General features: G+C 48.4%; 18 protein-coding genes. 12 read left to right on the top strand and 6 right to left on the bottom strand.

Annotation, left to right across the window (positions count from 1 at the left end):
* Positions 1-2: 2 nt before the first annotated feature.
* Complete coding sequence (locus tag NOG12_RS06865; RefSeq protein ID WP_153826780.1) at positions 3-1,844, bottom strand: M1 family metallopeptidase; 1,842 nt, start codon at positions 1,842-1,844, stop codon at positions 3-5.
* 146 nt (positions 1,845-1,990) lie between these two features.
* Between NOG12_RS06865 and NOG12_RS06860 the strand changes: the two genes are divergently transcribed.
* The 4 genes from NOG12_RS06860 to ruvX are packed head-to-tail and all read left to right on the top strand — an operon-like array spanning position 1,991 to position 4,698.
* Entirely contained in the window at positions 1,991-2,731 is a 741-nt protein-coding gene (locus NOG12_RS06860) for a 16S rRNA (uracil(1498)-N(3))-methyltransferase (protein WP_313932799.1), read from the top strand.
* A 28-nt stretch (positions 2,732-2,759) separates the two neighbouring features.
* Entirely contained in the window at positions 2,760-3,707 is a 948-nt protein-coding gene (gene gshB, locus NOG12_RS06855) for a glutathione synthase (RefSeq protein ID WP_153826782.1), read from the top strand.
* A gap of 14 nt (positions 3,708-3,721) precedes the next feature.
* A complete protein-coding gene (locus NOG12_RS06850) occupies positions 3,722-4,288 on the top strand; it encodes a YqgE/AlgH family protein (protein ID WP_110075863.1) in 567 nt (188 codons plus the stop codon).
* A complete protein-coding gene (gene ruvX / locus NOG12_RS06845) occupies positions 4,285-4,698 on the top strand; it encodes a Holliday junction resolvase RuvX (RefSeq protein WP_313932798.1) in 414 nt (137 codons plus the stop codon). The genes NOG12_RS06850 and ruvX overlap by 4 nt, the downstream gene beginning before the upstream one ends.
* A gap of 57 nt (positions 4,699-4,755) precedes the next feature.
* On the opposite strand, the gene NOG12_RS06840 is transcribed toward ruvX, so the two are convergent.
* On the bottom strand, positions 4,756-6,141 hold the full coding sequence (locus NOG12_RS06840) for a PhoH family protein (protein ID WP_313932839.1): 1,386 nt from the start codon (positions 6,139-6,141) through the stop codon (positions 4,756-4,758).
* A gap of 173 nt (positions 6,142-6,314) precedes the next feature.
* Here NOG12_RS06840 and NOG12_RS06835 point away from each other — a divergent pair, with 173 nt between their 5' ends.
* Together NOG12_RS06835 and NOG12_RS06830 are read left to right on the top strand one after the other, a co-directional pair.
* Positions 6,315-8,996, top strand: a complete 2,682-nt coding sequence (locus tag NOG12_RS06835; protein ID WP_313932797.1) for an SNF2-related protein — start codon at positions 6,315-6,317, stop codon at positions 8,994-8,996.
* A complete protein-coding gene (locus NOG12_RS06830) occupies positions 8,993-9,661 on the top strand; it encodes a pseudouridine synthase (RefSeq protein WP_313932796.1) in 669 nt (222 codons plus the stop codon). Before NOG12_RS06835 ends, NOG12_RS06830 begins: the two co-directional genes overlap by 4 nt.
* Here the strand turns inward: NOG12_RS06830 and djlA are convergent.
* From djlA to NOG12_RS06815, 3 genes are read right to left on the bottom strand one after another with little or no spacing between them, the layout of a single operon-like run.
* Positions 9,639-10,430 (bottom strand): co-chaperone DjlA, encoded by a 792-nt coding sequence (gene djlA / locus NOG12_RS06825; protein ID WP_313932795.1) that lies wholly within the window; start codon positions 10,428-10,430, stop codon positions 9,639-9,641. The two genes, NOG12_RS06830 and djlA, sit on opposite strands and share 23 nt — an antisense overlap.
* A complete protein-coding gene (gene murU / locus NOG12_RS06820; RefSeq protein WP_313932838.1) occupies positions 10,427-11,098 on the bottom strand; it encodes an N-acetylmuramate alpha-1-phosphate uridylyltransferase MurU in 672 nt (223 codons plus the stop codon). The genes djlA and murU overlap by 4 nt, the downstream gene beginning before the upstream one ends.
* A gap of 5 nt (positions 11,099-11,103) precedes the next feature.
* Positions 11,104-12,111 (bottom strand): aminoglycoside phosphotransferase family protein, encoded by a 1,008-nt coding sequence (locus NOG12_RS06815; protein WP_313932794.1) that lies wholly within the window; start codon positions 12,109-12,111, stop codon positions 11,104-11,106.
* Between the two features lie 120 nt (positions 12,112-12,231).
* On the opposite strand from NOG12_RS06815, the gene NOG12_RS06810 reads away from it, so the two are divergent.
* From NOG12_RS06810 to NOG12_RS06785, 6 genes are read left to right on the top strand one after another with little or no spacing between them, the layout of a single operon-like run.
* Complete coding sequence (locus NOG12_RS06810; protein WP_153826787.1) at positions 12,232-14,511, top strand: LPS-assembly protein LptD; 2,280 nt, start codon at positions 12,232-12,234, stop codon at positions 14,509-14,511.
* Positions 14,512-14,524: 13 nt separating this feature from the next.
* Positions 14,525-15,817: a peptidylprolyl isomerase SurA gene (gene surA / locus NOG12_RS06805; protein ID WP_153826788.1), complete on the top strand. Its 1,293-nt coding sequence runs from the start codon at positions 14,525-14,527 to the stop codon at positions 15,815-15,817.
* Positions 15,818-15,821: 4 nt separating this feature from the next.
* A complete protein-coding gene (gene pdxA, locus NOG12_RS06800) occupies positions 15,822-16,802 on the top strand; it encodes a 4-hydroxythreonine-4-phosphate dehydrogenase PdxA (protein WP_153826789.1) in 981 nt (326 codons plus the stop codon).
* A complete protein-coding gene (rsmA, locus tag NOG12_RS06795) occupies positions 16,799-17,608 on the top strand; it encodes a 16S rRNA (adenine(1518)-N(6)/adenine(1519)-N(6))-dimethyltransferase RsmA (RefSeq protein ID WP_313932793.1) in 810 nt (269 codons plus the stop codon). Before pdxA ends, rsmA begins: the two co-directional genes overlap by 4 nt.
* Positions 17,601-17,969 (top strand): Co2+/Mg2+ efflux protein ApaG, encoded by a 369-nt coding sequence (gene apaG / locus NOG12_RS06790; protein ID WP_153826791.1) that lies wholly within the window; start codon positions 17,601-17,603, stop codon positions 17,967-17,969. Before rsmA ends, apaG begins: the two co-directional genes overlap by 8 nt.
* 11 nt (positions 17,970-17,980) lie before the next feature.
* Positions 17,981-18,829, top strand: a complete 849-nt coding sequence (locus NOG12_RS06785) for a symmetrical bis(5'-nucleosyl)-tetraphosphatase (RefSeq protein WP_153826792.1) — start codon at positions 17,981-17,983, stop codon at positions 18,827-18,829.
* Between the two features lie 67 nt (positions 18,830-18,896).
* Here NOG12_RS06785 and tyrS read toward each other — a convergent pair whose 3' ends face one another.
* Positions 18,897-20,102, bottom strand: coding sequence for a tyrosine--tRNA ligase (tyrS, locus tag NOG12_RS06780; RefSeq protein ID WP_153826793.1), 1,206 nt, complete (start codon positions 20,100-20,102; stop codon positions 18,897-18,899).
* Between the last annotated feature and the right edge of the window lie 124 nt (positions 20,103-20,226).

The following is a 20,226-nucleotide window of genomic DNA, read 5'->3' as shown; positions in this document are numbered from 1 at the left end:
TCCTAATCTTTGTTGTAAAGCAAGGCTTCGTTAACGGTTTGCGTCAGCGGGTGATAACCCGGTTTAGCTTGCTCGTACACGGCTCTAGCCCACTTTAAGTTATCCGGTGTTTTGGCTAACTCACGGTAAAGCGGGCTGACTAATTTGTTGCGCCCAATAGTTAGCAAGTAACTACGCAATCTATCGCGAGCTGGTTCATATTTTTTAATGATGGAGAGCTTTAACCAAGCATGAGCAATTTCACTATTTTGAATACTGGTTAAATTAAACTGACGATCCAAGCGCGCCATATTGTCAGCAGAAATATCGAGCGGCAGGTTATTGATAAAATGTAACCATTCATGCGTGGTCCAGCTGTCGGTTTGTAATGCGCCGCCTTTGAGCCAACGATTCATTTGCTGCTCAACTTTCGCAAAGGCATCTGACTGCGGTTTAGGTGCATCCTCCGGTAACCCTGGCTGATGGATCCATTCATTAATTTTATCCATGCTTACCACTTGCGGATGCTTTGCCAGCAGCTCACGTTGTAGATAAGCCTTAAACTGCGCCGTAGAAATACTCTGAAAGGCAAAGTCATCAAAATACTGGCGTAAAAACTTATCAAAGGTTTCGCGGCCGAACTGTTCTTCTAAATACATCAAAAACAATTGGCCTTTCACATAGGGTACCTGCGAGAACACATCATCTGGATGGCGAGTACCTAAATCGATATTAAGAATGGTGTCATTCGGCTCCAGCAGTTCTAAGTTTGCCAACAAGTCTTGGTATCCTAAAGCCTGTTCCATCACTGCTCGCTCAGTACCGAATAAAGCTTCCATAATGCGGTTTTCAACGTAGCTGGTAAAACCTTCGTTAATCCATAAGTCGCGCCAGCTAGCGTTCGTCACTAAATTACCTGACCAAGAATGGGCCAATTCGTGCGCAATCAGGTTGATGAGGCTACGATCGCCAGAAACTACCGTGGGTGTTATGAAAGATAAGCGTGGGTTTTCCATCCCGCCGAAGGGAAAACTTGGCGGTAGAATCAATAAATCATAGCGATCCCAGCGGTACGGACCGTACATGGCTTCAGTAGCTTCAATCATGGCAGGGGTGTCAGCAAATTCCCATGCAGCTTGGTCGACAATGTATTGCTCTGCAAACACCGCGACTTTGTCGCTAATGGCTTGAATAGCAAGATCACCGGCAGCAATCGCAATCAAATAAGGCGGAATAGCTTGCGGCATACTAAAAAAGTACTCACCGTCGCGATTATCACTCAAACTATTGTCTGCACTCATCACTGCTAGCAAACCTGCTGGCGTTGTTAAGCGGGCATTGTAGGTGAGTCGCAGCGCTGGAGTATCTTGAATAGGAATCCAGCTACGTGAGTGAATCGGCTGAGATTGGCTAAACATAAACGGATGCTTTTTCCCTGCCGTTTGTGCTGGCGTTAGCCACTGTAGACCACTGGCAGTGGTTGCTGTGTGATAGTGAATTCTAACCTTAGTGGCAGTGCTACCGATATCAACGATCAATTCTTGTCCTAGGCTTGGATGAACGTCGCCCAAACTAAACTTGGTTGGCTGCCACTGATCATGTTGCCAAATTTCTGCTTTGTCGATAGTGAGCTGGCTCGAATCTAAATACAGCAAGTTACTGTTACTATGACGTTGCAGACTATACTCAGCAAAACCACGTAGCTGTTTACGATCAAAATCTATCGCTAAATCAAGTTCTAAATGTGGGGTCGATACTTCATCTAAACGCGCATAACTGTGCGCATCTTCGGCTGCTGCAGTGCTTGAAAATAGCCCGACAATAGCCATAGCTATGAACAAAAACCATTGCTTACTAAACAACATAGATAACTCTCCAATAATCACACGTGCTTCATGATCGACTGCGCAGCCAACAAAATCAAATATTTTCCCGCTGCCAATGGCGCTTTTGCAGTGCTAAGATAACCGCCAGATGATTTTATTTTGATAGTTTAGGATACCAGCGACCTATGCGCATTCCGCGAATTTATACTTCTAGCGAGCAGCCGTGGACGGTTGGCAACGCTATTACCTTAGCAGAAGATGCGGCTCATCATGTAGGTAAAGTCCTGCGCATGACCGTAGGCCAGCAGTTGCAGCTCTTTAATGGCGATGGCAATAACTACCTGGCTGCTCTCACTTTGGTAAGCAAAAAAGAAGTACAGGCAGAAATCCAGGCGGTGCAGCCCAATCCTAGCGAGTCGGGGGTTTCGATCCATCTAGGGCAAGGTATTTCACGCGGCGACCGGATGGATTTTGTGCTACAAAAATCAGTCGAACTGGGAGTGACTAAAATCACGCCACTGTTTACCGAGCGTTGCGGTGTTAAGCTCAGTGGCGAGCGTTTGGAAAAAAAGCGCCAGCAATGGCAAAAGATCGTTATCGCTGCCTGCGAACAAAGTGGCCGTAGTAGCATACCCGAGGTGTGTTTACCGCTGTCACTAGCGCAGTGGTGTGAGCAACTTACCGCTGGCCTTAGGTTAACTTTAGACCCCTACGCTACGACTCCGTTAGCGCAGTTAAATCCGACAGCAACGACTGATGTGAGTTTGCTGATAGGTCCCGAAGGCGGGCTCACAGAAACGGAAGTTGGTGTCGCACAAGCTTATACATTCCAACCGGTAAAACTAGGACCACGAATTTTACGTACTGAAACCGCAGCCTTAGCTGCCATCACCGTTATTCAATACCAATTTGGTGACCTGGCCTAACGCCGGTGTTGCTGTTAATGGAGGTTTTATGAAACTAGCCATGATTATGGACCCAATCGCCCAGGTCAAGACATATAAAGACACCAGCTTTCGGCTCTTGCTGGAGGCTCAAGCTCGTGAGTATGAATGCTTTTATTTAGAAATGAGTGACCTATCGATTGTGGCCGGCGAGCCCATGGCCACTGTTCGACAAGTGACGGTACGCGACCAAGCCGAAGATTTTTACGATCTTGAACCAGCTAAAGAGGTGCCGTTGGCTGAGTTTGATATCATTTTGATGCGCAAAGATCCGCCCTTTGATACCGAATATGTGTACGCAACTTACATTCTAGAACTGGCTGAGCGACGTGGCGTATTGGTTGCCAACAAACCACAAAGCTTGCGCGATTGTAACGAAAAGCTATTCACAGCTTGGTTTAATGAGTTAACTCCTCCTACGATAGTCACCCGGCGAGCGGAGCAGATTCGGGCCTTCCATCAGCAACATCAAGATATCATCCTGAAACCACTGGACGGCATGGGTGGAGCCTCTATTTTCCGAGTCGGTGCTGACGGTAATAATCTTGGGGTCATTATCGAAACCCTCACCGACCACGGCAAACGCTTTGCCATGGTGCAACGTTATTTACCGGCTATTAAAGATGGCGACAAGCGCATCCTTATCATTGATGGCGAGCCTATGCCATACGCATTAGCTCGGATTCCATCAGCCGGCGAAACTCGCGGTAATCTTGCCGCCGGAGGTAGCGGTCGACCACAACCTTTGAGTGAATCCGATTGGGAACTAGCCAAAGCCGTGGGGCCTGAACTAAAACGCCGTGGCTTATTGCTGGTTGGGCTAGATGTGATTGGCGACCGTATTACAGAAATAAATGTCACCAGCCCCACTTGTATGCGCGAAATTGAGGACGCATATTCTATTAACATCGCCGCCAAAGTATTTGATGCTATTGAGCGCCAGCTAGGTTTGTGTTGAGGAGTAGTGAGTTCATGGAAACACTAGAGAGTTTACAGAATCACTTTTTAATTGCCATGCCAACCATGGACGACCCTTTCTTTGCCCGCTCAGTGACTTATATTTGCGAGCACAATAAAGACGGGGCTATGGGTTTGGTGATTAATCAGCCGGTTGAACTTAGTGTGGAAGATTTACTCACCAAACTAGAAATCGTGGTGCCTGATAATAGCCCCTCGTTGCAACGCCCAGTATATTCTGGCGGTCCCTTAGCCCAAGATCGCGGCTTTGTGCTGCATAGTCCAGATCATGACTGGCGTAGCTCAATTAAGCTCAGTGACGAGTTGAGTATTACTACCTCTAAGGATATTTTAGAGGCGATGGGAAAGGGGTTCCCCCCTGAAAAGTTCCTGATGACACTGGGCTATGCTGGTTGGGATGCGGGTCAGCTTGAAGAAGAACTAGCCAGTAATAGCTGGTTAACGATTCCTGCCGACCCAGATATTTTGTTCAACACTCCCAGCAAAGAGCGTTGGCAAAAAGCGGTGGCCAAACTTGGCATCGATTTGTGGCAATTAGGTCCGGATGTAGGCCACGCATGAGCCAGGTTCTTGGTTTTGATTTTGGCACCCACAGCATTGGCGTGGCAGTTGGCCAAACCATCACAGGAACAGCCTCACCACTGGCAGCCCTGAAAGCCAAAGATGGTCAACCTAATTGGGATTTGGTTGCCAAGTTGATCCAAACTTGGCAACCAAAACTCCTAGTGGTTGGCCTGCCATTAAATATGGATGGCAGCGAACAGCCGCTGACGGATCTAGCTCGTAAGTTTGCTAACCGCCTGCATGGTCGCTTTGGCTTGCCGGTAGAGCTGCAAGATGAACGGCTAACCACGGTCGCAGCCAAAGAAGAACTCTTTGCGCGTGGCGGCTACCGGCAATTACAAAAAGATAAAATTGACAGCGCCGCCGCCCAGTTAATTTTAGAAGACTATCTTAGTCATCAAAGCTGAGTCATCCAAGCTAAGTCATCAAAGCTAAACCTAGTCGCGAAAGATGCATTCCTGCCATTACAGATTTTCTTCTGCGTATTGTGCTAAGGAGCTTCTTACAACCCCATTTAAATTAATCGTCGCGCTGCCCGGGTAATCTTTAAAACGCTCTACAATATAGGTTAAGCCCGAGGTTACTGCGGTCAGATAATAACTATCAATCTGCGCCAAATTACCAGTACATACAATTTTAGTGCCCGTACCACACCTAGTTAGCAAGGTCTTTAATTGTGAAGCTGTTAGATTTTGCGATTCGTCGAGTATTACAATTGCATTTTGAATACTGCGACCACGCATAAAATTCAAAGATTTAAACTGAATGTTCGCTTTGTTCATGATGTAGTTCATGCTGGCTTCCATGCTTTCATCATGTTTGTGCAAGACCTCTAACGAATCTGTAATAGCTGCTAGCCACGGGGCCATTTTCTCTTCTTCTGTACCTGGCAAATAACCAATAGATTCAGCAATTTCCGGGGTGTTTCTGGTCACGATGATTTTCTCATAGGTGCCCTGCTCGACCACGAGTTCTAGCGCAGCGGCCAGTGCCAACAAGGTCTTTCCACTGCCGGCAGGCCCAGTTAAAATCACCAAGTCAATGTGAGGATCTAACAGTGCATTCAAAGCCATCGCTTGATAAATGTTCTTCGGATGAATGCCCCAGGCGCGATAACTCATCATGCGTTCAAAACCCAGATCTTGCAGCCGTACCCGGTCCGCATCATAGGCTACGACCTTGGCGGCAAAGTGCTCGCTATCATCAATTAAATATTGGTTTCTAAACACATGTGGCAGTACCTTGCGGTCTATTTCATGGAATGTTTCTCGCCCTTGCTGAACGCTCGTGACCTCGCCTACGGATTGCCAAAAATCACCGTCTATTTCAACAAAACCTTTGGATAAGAAACGAATATCATCAATCAGCTGGTCGGTTCGATAATCTTCGACATAATTAACTCCAGCTCCCTTAGCCTTTAAGCGCATGTTGATATCTTTGGTCACGAGCACTACTTTGGTGTGCTGATGCAGCGCTTGCAACGCTAATGCAGACTGAATAATGCGGTGGTCGTTCTCTTTTAGGTTTAATACCGCATCTTGTTGCTTTAATTGGTAATCCGGATAGATAGCTAACGTGCCTTGGGCATGATGAGCACCTTGCATTCGATTCAACGGCACCCCAGCTAAGATCTGTTCAGGCGTAGCTGCTTTTAACGCATCTTCTAACGACCGAATAGCCAACCGCGCTTCACGACTGACATCTTTATGACGATCTTTGATGTTATCGAGCTCTTCTAGCACCACCATCGGAATAATCACGTGATGCTCTTCAAAGTTTAAAAAGGCAAGGGGTTCATGTAGCAGAATATTTGTGTCGAGTAGGTAATATTTAGCGGGGGTTTCGGTCATGCGCACCTCTGCGTTGATGTTATCAAGGTAAGTACTATCACCACGAGCTTGCTTTTCTAAGATTAGCGCATCTTTTATGAAAATCATGTGAACATTCAAATAATTTTAGTTACCATGTGCGCCCTTTTTTATGCGGTCAATATTCCGCTATGCTGTAAAGGTCTTTCAACACTATGGTAACTGATGTGGTAACTGATGTGACAACCGCCGATTTTGCAATGGGTCAACGCTGGTTAAGTGAAACCGAAATGGAACAAGGCTTGGGAGTGATCACCCAAGTGCAAGACCGCACCGTCGCGGTACTGTTTCCTGCCACCGGCGAAATGCGCCACTATGCCCGCCGCGATGCGCCACTAGCGCGCTACCACTTGCTGGTTGATGAACGCGGTCAACACGCCGATGGTTGGTACTTTCGGGTAACCGAGGTGACTGTGCAAGATGGTGTCATCAACTATCAGGCGCAACGTGAAGATAACGGTGACACTGTGGTTATCGCCGAAGTGCACCTAGCGGCCCAAGTGGCGGCCAATCACCCTTTAACTCGGATCTTGGCTGGTAAGGTCGATCGGCTCGATTTGTATCGGCTACGTCACCAAGCACAACAGTATTTACAGCAATGGCAGCAAAATCCAGCTGCGGGGTTACTCGGGGCCCGTGCTGATGTTCTTGCCCATCAGATTTTTATTGCGGCAACCGTTGCCGATCGCTTCAATCCACGAGTGCTCTTAGCTGATGAAGTGGGCCTTGGCAAAACCATTGAAGCCGGCTTGATTTTGCAGCGCCGTTTGCTGACAGGTCGCAGCGAGCGAGTATTGATTGTGGTACCTGATAGCTTAGCTCATCAGTGGATTGTCGAACTGTTACGGCGCTTTAATTTGCGTTTTAGCTTGTTTGATCAAGAGCGCTGTGAACAGGCAGCGCTAGATGCCGATAGCGTGTTTGCCACTGAGCAATTAGTTATCGTACCGCAATCCCTACTTACCCATAAGTTCTGGAGCTTAGAGTTATTGGAGGTAAACTGGGATTTACTGCTTGTTGATGAGGCTCATCAACTGACCCCAGCTACCCCTGCGTTTAGCAAATTAAGTGAGCTTTGCGAAGCGATTGGTTCGGTCATTTTGCTAACCGCCACCCCTGAACAAGCGGGAGCCGAAGCTCATTTTGCTCGGTTACAATTACTTGATCCGGATCGTTTTAGTGATTTCGCTAGTTTTCAGCAAGAGCAGCAGCATTACCAAACACTGGCCCCCCAAGCCGCTGCCTTAGCGGTCGCTGGCAAAGATGCCGAGCTGGACCAATTATTAGATCACTACGGTACCGGCCGGGTCATGTTTCGTAATAGCCGCAGTCATGTTGGACAGTTTCCGCAACGCGTCTTGCACCCACAGCGACTCACGCCCGAGCAGAACAAGCTAGACTGGTTAATCGAGCTACTGAAGCAGCACAAACAGCAAAAGTTTGTGCTTATCTGTCGTCACACAGATCAGGTCTTGTTATTACAAGAACAATTGCGAGTAAAAACTGGCATCCATGCAGCTGTATTTCATGAGCAACTCACGTTACTAGAACGCGATCGAGCCGCGGCCTATTTTGCGAGCCCTGAAGAAGGCTGCCCCTTATTAATCTGCTCTGAAATCGGTAGCGAAGGGCGAAATTTCCAATGTGCTCAGCATTTGGTTTTGTTTGATTTACCTCACCATCCTGATCTGCTGGAGCAGCGAATTGGCCGCTTGGATAGGATTGGGCAGCAAGATACCATTCATATTCATGTGCCTATTGTTGCCGATAGCGCCGAAGCCGCACTCTTTGCTTGGTATCAAGCCATGGATGCTTTTAACCAACCGAATGCGGTCGGAGCTGCCATCTATGATCAGCTACACGACCAAGTGCTAGCAGCTAGCACTATGACTGATGCAGAAGGTGAGGATAATCAGCTATTAGACGAACTCATCATTGCCACCGAAACTATGGCGGCAGATTTGCGCGAACAAGTGCAAGCAGGTCGCGATCGCCTGCAAGAACTGAATGCCTGCCGACCGCATCAAGTACAACCCGTGCTAGATGCCATTTGCGCTGCTGATGACTATCAACCCTTACAGGCATTCATGGAGCAATTCTGGGACCGGTTTGGTATCGACTATGATGCGCTCAACGACAGTAGCGGTTGGTTACGTCCCACTGAACAGCTGCGTGTGCCTATCGCGGGATTACCAGAAGAGGGCGTGACCGTTACTTTTGCGCGCGGTTATGCGTTACAGCACGAAGACGTGGAGTTCTTAAGTTGGGACCACCCGTTTGTCCAACAAGCACTGGAGTTGCTAAGTTTCGATAGTTACGGCAGTACCTGTGTTGCACAACTCAAAAACCGTGCTCTACCTGCCGGCACTTGGTTTATTGAACTGCAGTTTGTCAGCATTTTAATGGCACCAAAAGCGCTACAAGCCCATGAGTTTTATCCGCAACAGCGAATTCGCGTGCTCTTAGACAGTCAAGGCCGCGACTTGACTGCTAAGGTTGCCGCCGCAGGCCTAGACAAACAGTTATTGCCGCTAGATAAAAAGCAAGCTCGAGGGCTATTGAAGCAATTGCGCGGCCCTTGTCAGCAAGCAATCAAAACAGCTTGGTCACCAGCCGAACAAGCACAATCTAGCTTTGTTGCTACCGCGGCAACCGCTGTCGAACAGCAATTAGCGCAACAGCTGGCCCGCTTAGAGCAGTTGCAACAACACAACCCACTGGTACGTGACTCAGAAATTAATGCAGTGCGAGAGCGTCGCGAGCAATTACTGCAAGCACTGACACAGCCTGTATTACAATTAGATGCAGTGCGAGTTATGGTGAATATTCCAGCATGACTTTGCTTACCTATAACCCGCCACAGCACCCTTTTCTAGACATCGTCTATCGAGACGATGATGTGGTGGTTATTAACAAGCCAAGTGGATTATTGAGTGTACCAGGCAAAGACCCAGCTCATCGCGATTCAAGCTGGGCGCGGCTGGCTTGGGTGTTTCCCGATATTAGAGTCGTACATAGGTTGGATATGGCGACTTCGGGCTTACTGGTGTTTGCTTTGCATAAAACAGCCCAAGCTCATTTACAGCGTCAATTTGAACAACGTCGAGTCTACAAACGCTACCTTGCCGAAGTCTGGGGAGCCTTACCAGCCATGGCCGGGGCTATCGATCTTGCCATGCGTTGCGACTGGCCCAATCGTCCCCGGCAAATGGTTGATTTAAGCCTTGGAAAACCAGCCTTAACTTTCTACCGAGTGCTGGCCCAGCGCCAGCAGCAACAGCAGCTGATTAGCCGGGTAGAGTTGGAACCTTTTACTGGGCGGTCACATCAATTAAGGGTGCACATGCAGGCCTTGGGCACCCCTATTCTGGGGGATAAATTCTACGCTCATGAGCAGGCCTACGCAGCTGCTGAACGCTTATTCCTGCATGCGCAACAGCTCGGCTTTTTTCAGCCAAGTAGTCAGCAATGGCTGAGTTTTACTGCCCCTGCTGGCTTTTAATCAGCTCATAAGCCGCTTGAATTTCTTGGGCTTTTGCCTGCGCTGACTCTCGCATTTCTGGTGGCAACCCTTGCGCCGCCAGCTTGTCTGGATGATGTTTCGACATGAGTTTGCGATAAGCCTTTTTCACTTCAGCGGCATTGGCGCTGCGTGGTACCCCCAGTACGGCATAAGCATCGTCAAGTTGGCTAGCACTACTGCGAGCGTTGCCTGCTGCTCCTTGCCGCCCACCACGAAAGCGTTGACCGGCTTGCGCCATCTGCAACAACATATCAAGTTGCGCTTTATGAAAGCCAAGGCTTTGGGTTATCCGCTGTAGTACTTGATACTCTGCTTGGTCTACTTGACCGTCAATCAAGGCTACCGTTAGTACTTGTTCCAAAAAGAACTGAAGTACATCGCGGCGCCAAGCAAACTGTTGCTTAAACTGCTGCACCCGCTCGTTTAACGGGTAGTCAGCTTGTTTACCTTCGCGAAACGCAGCTTGTGCGCGCACTTTAGCATCTTCGGATAGGCGCAAATGCGCCATCAACTGGCTTATATAGCCAATATCTTGCTCAGTAACTCGGCCTTTCGACTTTGCAAGATGCCCAAGTACCGCAAACAAAGTATCCAAAAACTGCTGATGATTGGCAGGGTTACCCCCTTGCTTCATATTCTTTTGTAATGCTTGATCAAACCAGTGGCCGACCATCACACCAATCACAATACCGACCCAGCGCAACAGCAAAAAGCCGAAAAAACCACCTAAAACTTTACCCCAAATCATACTGGCTCCTGTAATTGTGCTAAACGTTCGGGGGTACCCACATCGGTCCATGCCGCCGTTATGTAACTACCATATAAGGCTTGTCGCTGAATCGCTTGTTCAAATAACGAGCGCAGTGCGAGCACCTGCTCACTACCGGCTGGATAAGCTGCAAACAAACGCGGATGAAACAAGCCCACACCGCTGTAGGTTAACCTATTTGATGCATGTGCGTCAGTGCTTAATAACCCTGAGCTAGCTAGCGCAAAATCCCCTCGCGGATGATGTACGGGGTTTGCTACTAACAACAAATGCGCGTCCGCATCAGCCTCTAGCTGCCGCGGTAAATTGCCGAAATCTAAGTCCGTAAAAACATCGCCATTGATCACCCAAAAAGGTTCATCGCCTAACCATGGCAGCGCTTTGATAATGCCTCCGGCAGTTTCAAGACCGCCCGGTGGCTCAGCCGAGTAACAAAGACGTAAACCAAACTGGCTGCCATCTCCCAACTGCTGTTGTAACAGATGCCCTAACCAGGCATGGTTAATCACTACCTGTTCAACTCCTAATGCTGCTAGTTTCTCGAGGTGGTACTGAATCAGCGGTTTACCTCGTACTGCTAACAGCGGTTTAGGTATTGTATCCGTTAATGGCTGCATCCGTTTACCACGACCGGCAGCCAAAATCATTGCTTTCAAGCTGATAACTCCTGTAACGCGGGTTGTATGGCTCGCGCCAACCAGCGTTGATACTCGCTAAACTCTGGATACAAGCCTGCAATATCATGCAGATAACCCACGGTACGCGGAATATCGGCTAAATACCCGGCTTTACCGTCACGGTGATAAAGTCGTGCAAATATCCCAGCGGCTTTGGTATGTCGCTGCAGTCCCATCAAATCGAACCAACGTTGCCATTGTGACGAAGACACGTGATGAGAAATAAGGCCTTGTTGCTGCAAATGCAAGTATAAGTACTGGCTCAATTCTCGCACTTGCGCCAGCGGCCAGCGCACATAGCAGTCACGCAAAAGGCTCACAGCATCGTAGGTAATAGGTCCCACTACCGCATCTTGAAAGTCGATATAGGCCAGATGTTGTGGCTCCACGACCATGATGTTGCGGGCATGAAAATCGCGATGCACACCCACTTGTGGCTGCTCTAACGCATTGGTAACCAAGCTATCGCAAAACTCTTGCCATAAAAGCTGTTCTTCGCGGCTTAGTTTTAGTTGCAGGTGTTCACTCACTAGCCAGTCATGAAATAGCGCTAATTCGCGCCGTAATAGCGCTTCATCGTAACAAGGTAAGGGCCCAAGTTCAGTGCTAGTGACTGGCATCAAGGCTATTAAATCCTGCAATGCCCGCTGATACCACACGCTCATGTTGGTTTCTGTTAACTCCGAGAGCAGTAACGTTGAACCAAGATCCGAGAGCAACATAAAACCCTGCTCTTGATTTGCTGCAATCACCTCGGGTACCGTCACACCTGCGGCTGCATAACTGGCTGCTATCGCCATAAATGGCTGCAATGATTCTTGCGGCGGCGGTGCATCCACCGCAATTAAGCTACGCTGACCATCACTGGTTCTAAAGTAGCGTCGAAAACTGGCATCCCCTGATACCGGTTGTAAACGTCTTTGCGCATGCCCGGTGATAGACTCACACCAAGCTTGCAGTGCTATTTCTCGTTGGTTTTCCACATGAACCTCATGGCAACTGATTGGTTTTTACAGAATATCAAGTGTAGCAAATGGCGGCCGAATAAAAATTGCTTTATCATACCCTGCACATTGTGAAGGATAACTCGGAATCAAAGTTACATGAGTAAATTGTTACAGACATGGGTTTGGGCGATAGGCCTATGCAGCATTGCGCCAGTATGGGCGCAATCGGCGCAACCCAAGCAACCCTTGCCGATGGGTGTCTGTCCGTTGCCGACCGAGTTATTTCAACCCCCCATAGAGCCGATTGCAAACTTGCCCAAAGGCGCTATCGGCGTACGCTCAGAGCGTTCTGATCTAGATTATCGCACCGAGGTTGCCTCATTCTTTGGTGATGTTGAAGTACAGTTGGATAACCAACAACTGCGTACCGAACAAGCGCAAATTAATCAGCAAAGTGGTGCTATTAACGCCAGTGGCCGCACGCGCTACACCAATGGTTACGTGCAAGTAGAATCAGAAAATTTTCGCCTAAACTCAGCTGAAAACCAAGCTTATATTAGCGGCGCTCAATATCAATTAGTAGCATCTGGGGCGCGTGGCAAAGCCGATATTTTATCATTATCGCCACAATCGGTACGATTAGAAGGCTCTACTTTCACCACCTGTCCAACCACGGACCCGGCCTGGCAGTTAAGCGCTCGGACCATTTCTTTAAATGAAGACGAAGCTTTTGGGGAAGCTTGGCATGCCAAATTTGAATTATTTGGCGTACCTGTTGTGTACATACCTTACATGAGCTTTCCGATTACCGATGAACGTAAATCTGGTTTTCTATTTCCAACCGTGCGTTCATCGCAAAAAAATGGCTTTGAATTAGAAGTACCTTATTACATCAATATTGCTCCGCATATGGATGCAACCATCACGCCGCGCTACATGGCCGAACGCGGCTTGCAAATGCAGGGCGAATTTCGCTTTCTTACAGCAAGCAGTCGCGGCCAATATAATCTAGCTTTGCTGGAGAATGATAGCAGTCGTACTGGTGATAATTCGCGTTTCTTATGGCGCGTAGAACAAGAACATACTTGGGGTGAAAATTGGCGTGCCTATGCCAATGGTACCTTTATCAGCGACGATGATTACCTCAACGACTTCGGTAGTGATTTTGCTGGCCGCGCCGATGCACAATTATATCGGCACGTGCAAGTGGATTATTTATCGGAGCAATGGCAGGTAACGCTACGCAGCGAAGACTTTGAGCTACTAGGTAACTTTCGTTCACCCTATCGAACTCTGCCGCAAATAAGCAGTTACTACACCTACACGGGCCCCTTTGGTCTTGATTTTGACGTCTTCTCTGAGCTTAGCCACTTTCGCAATCAGGAACTCAGTTCAGATTACGCCACTCGGCTGCATTTAGAGCCGCAAGTTCGTTTTTCACTTGAGCAACCGGGTTTTGATTGGCTGGCAGAGCTTGGCTATGCTTACACTTATTATGACCAGAATGAAGATCTCGATCGAGGCCTGCTAGAAAACCCAAGCCGTGGCATGATGAATTTCCGCTGGCGCGGACGTTTGAATTTTGAACGCCAACTAGAAATTAACGGCGCCAGTTATCAACAAACCTTGCAACCGCAGATTCAATACTTATACACCCCTTATCGAGACCAAGCGGGGATCGGTATTTATGATTCGACGCTGATGCAAGACGACTACCAAGGCTTATTTAGAGCCCGGCGCTTTTCCGGACTAGACCGGATCGCCGATGCGAACCAAGTCGCCGTGGGTGCTTCTACCAGCCTATTCGATAGCCAAGCGCGTGAGCTTGCTCGCTTGAGCCTGGCGCAAATTTACTATTTTTCGGACAGCGAAACCCAATTGCTCGAACAACAAGGCGCCATCGCCGCCGATCGTTCAGATTTAGCCATAGAAACTCGCTTTAGATTAAACAATCGCTGGTATGTTGATAGTGCAATTCAATACGACATGGAACTGAATAGCACTCGTAAGAGTCAGACCTCGGTAGAATACCGTAAAGACTCGAAAAACTTGATGCAAGTAAGTCATCGCACCGTCACCAGTATTCTTGACGATAACATCGAGCAATTTGGTATGTTAGGTGTGGTTGAACTGAGCCCGCGTTGGCAGTTAGCCTCAAATTGGTACTACGACTTGCATCACAACCGTACCAACGACGCGCTGATTGCGTTACAGTACAGTGATTGCTGTTGGGCCATGCGTGTTAGCGCCTATCGCCGCATCGACCGCAGTTTTGAATTTTTTAATGGGCAACCGGTAATTGGCGAACCGGAATTTGATACCGGCGTGAGTTTCCAATTCATAATAAAAGGGCTGGGTAGTGATAATCAAAGTCTGCTAGATCTGCTCGAGCAGAGCTTGTTTGGTTATCGTCAACCATTCCACTTAAGCAACTAGGTAGTAAGTATTCATGAGTAAACTGGTTAAATTAGTCGTCGCAGTAGCATTCACAGCTGTTACATCCATGGCTGTAGCACAACAGGTACTTGACCGTGTTGCTGTGATCGTCAACGAAGGCGTCGTATTAGAAAGCGAAGTGCAACAACTCCTTCGCGAAGTTAAAAATAACGCTGCAAACAGAGATGCGCAGTTACCAGAAGACAGCGTCTTGCGAGTTCAAGCCACCGACCGTCTGGTGATGCAGCAGTTGCAATTACAAATGGCGAGCCGGATGGGTATCACTATTTCTGATACGCAATTACAACAGACTATCCAAAATATTGCCCGTGACGAAGGCATGAGTGTTGATGAGATGCGTGGCCGGATCACCGCATCGGGCACTCCTTGGGATGATTACCGTGAAAGTGTTCGTAAAGAAATCATCACCGGTGAAGTACAGCGTGCTGCGGTTCAACGTCGCGTGTACATCTCACCACAAGAAATCAGTGGTTTGGTTAATTTATTAACTGAAGCCAGCGAAGAAGAAGTGGAATACCGTTTAGGCCACATCTTAGTAGGTATTCGCGATGGTGCTAATGCTGACGAAGTTCAAGAAACTCGCGACCGCGCCGAGCAACTCCTGAAGTTACTCAATGATGGTGCGGATTTTGCCCAAGCAGCTATCACCTCGTCATCAGGTTCACGGGCATTAGAAGGCGGAGACTTGGGCTGGATGAACATCAACGCTATGCCGACCCTATTTGCTGAAGTTGTACGTGGTAAAAAGAAAGGCGAATTGGTGGGCCCGCTGCGTAGTGGTGTTGGCTTTCATATCCTCAAAGTAACCGATGTGCGCGGTGTTGAAGCTGTTGAAATTGAAGAAGTGAAAGTTCGTCATATTCTAGTTCAGCCATCGATTATCTTATCTGAGCGACGTACTGAAGAAATGCTCGCTGAGTTTCGTGAGCAAATTCTGGCTGGCGAGGCTGAATTTGCCGACCTTGCTCGTGAGCATTCTGCCGATCCAGGTTCTGCCGCTAACGGTGGCGAGCTAGACTGGAGTGAGCCAAGTATTTATGCCGAAGAGTTTGCTTACCGAGCGCGCACCCTGCCGGTTGGCGAACTAAGTGCTCCATTTAAAACTCAGTTTGGTTGGCACATTATGGAAGTAGTAGATAGACGCGTACAGGATGCTACTAAGCGCAGCCAAGAAAACCGCGCCTATCAGTTACTCTTTAGCCGTAAGTACCAAGAAGAATTAGAAAACTGGCAACAAGAAATTCGTGATCAAGCCTATATTGAAGTAGTTGACCAAGAAGGTTAGAGCTATGTCTGTGCCTCGTATTGCGTTTACTCCAGGCGAACCGGCCGGGATTGGCCCTGATTTAGCCGTGCGGTTAGCGCAATACGAATGGCCCGTGGCTTGGATAGCCATTGCTGATAGCAACATGCTGCAACAACGGGCTGCGGCATTGGGACTACCGCTACAGATTATTCCTTACGACCCTCACCAAGCTCCCCAGCCACAAGCCGCAGGAACACTAACCGTCTGTCATCTTGCCTGCGCTGCTAAGGTGATCCCACAGCAGCTTAATAATGCTAATGCCGACTATGTGTTGGCTACCCTAGCTCGCGCTGGACAGGGCTGTATGACCGGCGAGTTTGCGGCTGTTGTAACCGGCCCCGTCCACAAAGGCGTAATTAATGACGCTGGTATAGCCTTTAGTGGCCACACGGAGTTTTTTGCAGAACTAAGCCAGACGCCGCAAGTAGTCATGATGCTAGCAACTGAAGGCTTACGGGTTAGCTTAGTAACCACGCACTTACCTTTAAAAGAGGTTGCTGAGGCAATCACTTATGACAAAGTATTGCGCGTTATCGAAATCATTGATGCCGACATGAAGCAAAAATGGGGCTTAGCGCAACCACGCATTTTAGTCTGTGGGCTTAATCCACATGCCGGTGAACAAGGCCATCTAGGGCGTGAAGAATTAGACCACATTATTCCTGCGATTGCCGCAGCACAGCAGCAAGGTATTGCCGCGAGTGGCCCCTACCCTGCCGACACCGTATTTCAGCCCAGTTACTTAGCGCATGCCGATACCGTATTAGCGATGTACCACGATCAAGGTTTGCCCGTGCTAAAATACCAAGGCTTTGGTAACGCCATAAACATTACGTTAGGCTTACCCTTTATTCGAACGTCGGTTGATCATGGCACGGCCTTAGATCGAGCGGCAACAGCAAACGTAGATATCAGTAGCGCCAAACTCGCTTTAACGACCGCTATTGACATGGTAAATCGATGACAAAGACACATTTAGGACACCGCGCTCGTAAGCGTTTTGGACAAAACTTTTTACACGATGAGTTTGTGATTAATGACATTGTAGATGCCATTAATCCACAGCCAGGCCAAGCCCTGATTGAAATCGGTCCGGGCCTTGCAGCTCTCACTGAACCGGTAGTGGAGCGCAGTCAACTCTTGACCGTGGTGGAGCTCGACCGTGACCTTGCCGATCGGCTTGAACAACATCCGTTTTTGGCCAGTAAGCTTAACGTATTTCGTGGTGATGCATTAAAAACCGATTTCCGTCAGTTCTATCAAGGCCAACCGCTACGCGTCTTTGGTAACTTACCCTACAACATTTCTACGCCGATTATTTTTCATTTGCTAGAGCATCTAGAAGTGATTGGCGATATGCATTTTATGCTACAAAAAGAAGTGGTAGAGCGGCTAGCGGCAGAGCCCAATAGTAAAGCCTACGGACGTATTAGCGTTGCTATTCAGCAAGCCTGTGCCGTAGAGCCGGTGCTGATGGTGCCGCCAGGAGCCTTTATTCCGCCTCCTAAGGTAGAGTCTGCCGTGGTGCGTCTTACTCCTTACACTGAGTCGCCTTACCCGGTCCACAGCCGTAGCGACCTACAAAAAGTCTGCTTGATGGCATTTAACATGCGCCGCAAAACCATCCGCAATAATCTCAAGCAGCTTTGCACTGACGAGCAATTAGAGCAACTTGGCATCGACCCTAATGCTCGCCCAGAAACACTCAGCGTGGCAGATTACTGTCGCTTAGCTAACTGGTATACGGAGCAACAACAAGCCCATGAGTAAGATTCTTATTTCTGTAACCACGCAATATTTAGCAGCACAATCGGTAGCTGCCGATGAGCAATATATGTTTGCTTACACCATTACTATAGAGAATCAATCGACCGAGACGGTGCAACTACTAAAACGCTCCTGGAAGATTACCGATGCCGAACATAAAATCACTCGAGTAGCTGGTGATGGCGTGGTAGGGCAACAACCACAATTGGCGCCAGGTGAAAGCTTTAGTTACACCAGTGGTACTGTGCTGGCGACTCCGATTGGTACCATGGAAGGCTTTTACACCATGAAAGGTAGCAAGGGTGAGTTATTCGACGTACAGATCCCTTCGTTTCGCCTTGCCATCCCCAATATCATCCATTAAGTAAGTCGCCGATGAGCCGCTACATTGTTGGTGACATCCAAGGCTGTGCAACCGAGCTGAAGTTGTTGTTACAGCAAGTAGGCTTTGATCCTAGCTTCGACCAGCTTTGGTGTGTTGGTGATTTGGTTGGGCGTGGCCCAGATTCTCTCGCTTGTCTGCAATTTCTTCACGATTTAGGTAGCAGTGCCAAGGTCGTCTTAGGTAATCACGATCTGAACCTGATGGCGATTTTAGCGGGGGTACGCGCAGCTCATCCTAGCGATAAACTCGACGCCATCGTGGCGCTTCCCCAGCTTGAACAACAGCACTGGCTCGCTTGGCTAGTGCAACAGCCCTTAATGCTCACCAGTAACGATGGTTTAGTGATGAGTCACGCCGGTATCTATCCGTGGTGGTCCTTGGCTGAAGCACAGGATTATGCTGATGAAACTAGCTCCGCGTTACAACAAGCCTGGCAACAGCAACAACTTGGCGAGTGGTTGGCGAGTATGTATGGGAATGAGCCAAATCGCTGGCATCCGGATCTAAGCGGTGCGGACCGACATCGTTTTATCATCAATGCGCTTACTCGGATGCGGTATTGTCGTGTGACCCCCAGCTATGATTACGGTGAACTTGAGCTGACTTGTAAGACCGCACCACAGCAACAGCGACATCCTAGCGATTTAGTCCCTTGGTACGAGCTGACCGAGGTCACCGATAACTGCTTGGTGTTTGGCCATTGGGCGGCGCTCATGGGGCAGACCCAGCGCGATGATGTGATTGGTTTAGATACGGGTTGTGTCTGGGGCAATCAGCTTACGCTGCTGCGCTGGCCGACGGGGGAGATCGTTAGCTTGCCTTGTCAAAGTGACTGCTAACAGCCACAGCGAGGCTTGCACAAAACACACGCCAGGCCGAACCTTACGGCACGACCTGGCACACCCATTACTTCACGCTAATACGCGCGAACTTGCGTTTGCCTACTTGATAAACTGCGGTGCTACCAGCGGTCACAACGAATTTGGTATCTTCCACTTTTGCGCCGTCTATCTTCACCCCACCCTGTTTGATCATCCTCATCGCTTCAGAGGTGGAGGCCACCAAGTCAGCTTCACGAAGTAAATTAGCAATGGCAATACTGCCTTCAGCAGCCACTAACTCGAGCTCTGGCAGGTCATCAGGGATCGCATTTTTACTGAACCGCTGCACAAAGTCTTGCTCGGCTGCATCTGCCGCAGCAGCATCATGAAATCGAGTGATGATTTCTTTAGCTAACAAGACTTTATAATCACGTGGGTTAGCACCATCAGCAATCGCCTGCTTAAAGCCCGCAATCTCTTCCAAAGGACGGAAACTTAATAGCTGATAGTAACGCCACATTAACTCATCAGAAATTGACATCATTTTGCCGAACATATCGTTGGCAGGCTCAGTAATACCAATATAGTTACCGAGTGACTTCGACATCTTTTGAACGCCGTCTAAGCCTTCTAATAATGGCATCATGATCACTGTTTGCGGCGCCATACCTTCAGCTTTTTGTAGCTCACGCCCCATCAGTAGATTAAAGCGCTGGTCGGTACCACCTAATTCAATATCGGCTTTCAGTGCAACGGAATCCCAGCCTTGTACTAACGGATATAAAAATTCATGAATAGCAATCGGCTGTCCGCCGGCATAACGCTTTTTAAAATCATCACGCTCTAGCATCCGTGCCACCGTTTGTTGGGCAGCTAATCGAATCATGCCCGCTGCGCCTAAATCATTCATCCACTCAGAATTAAAGCGAATGATGGTTTTAGCTGGGTCGAGGATCTTGAATACTTGTTCTTTATAGGTTTCTGCGTTCGCCAGCACATCTTCGCGCGATAGTGGCTTACGTGTGACGTTTTTACCGGTAGGGTCACCAATCATGCCGGTAAAGTCACCAATCAAGAAAATAATTTGATGACCTAAATCTTGCAATAACCGCATTTTATTAATGAGTACCGTGTGACCTAAGTGTAAATCCGGTGCGGTTGGGTCAAATCCAGCTTTAACCACTAAGGGTTTACCACTGGCTAATTTTTCTTTAAGTTCTTCAGCTAAAAGAATTTCTTCGGTGCCTCGTGCAATTTCAGCAAAGGCTTCTGCAGCAGATACTGCCTTCATTAACTTTCTCCTGACAGGATGATTCGACCGATAATCACCGCATTGTATGCTATTTAATGCAGTGTTTTAAGCGCAATTAACCGTAAAGTAGCTGGAAAAACGTCGCTCTTCGTATTATTCTGCC

Source organism: Pseudidiomarina fusca, assembly GCF_032227045.1.
In the GTDB taxonomy this organism is placed as follows: domain Bacteria; phylum Pseudomonadota; class Gammaproteobacteria; order Enterobacterales; family Alteromonadaceae; genus Pseudidiomarina; species Pseudidiomarina fusca.
The sequence above is the reverse complement of the archived record's forward strand: the minus strand, read 5'-3'. Positions and strand labels throughout refer to the sequence as shown.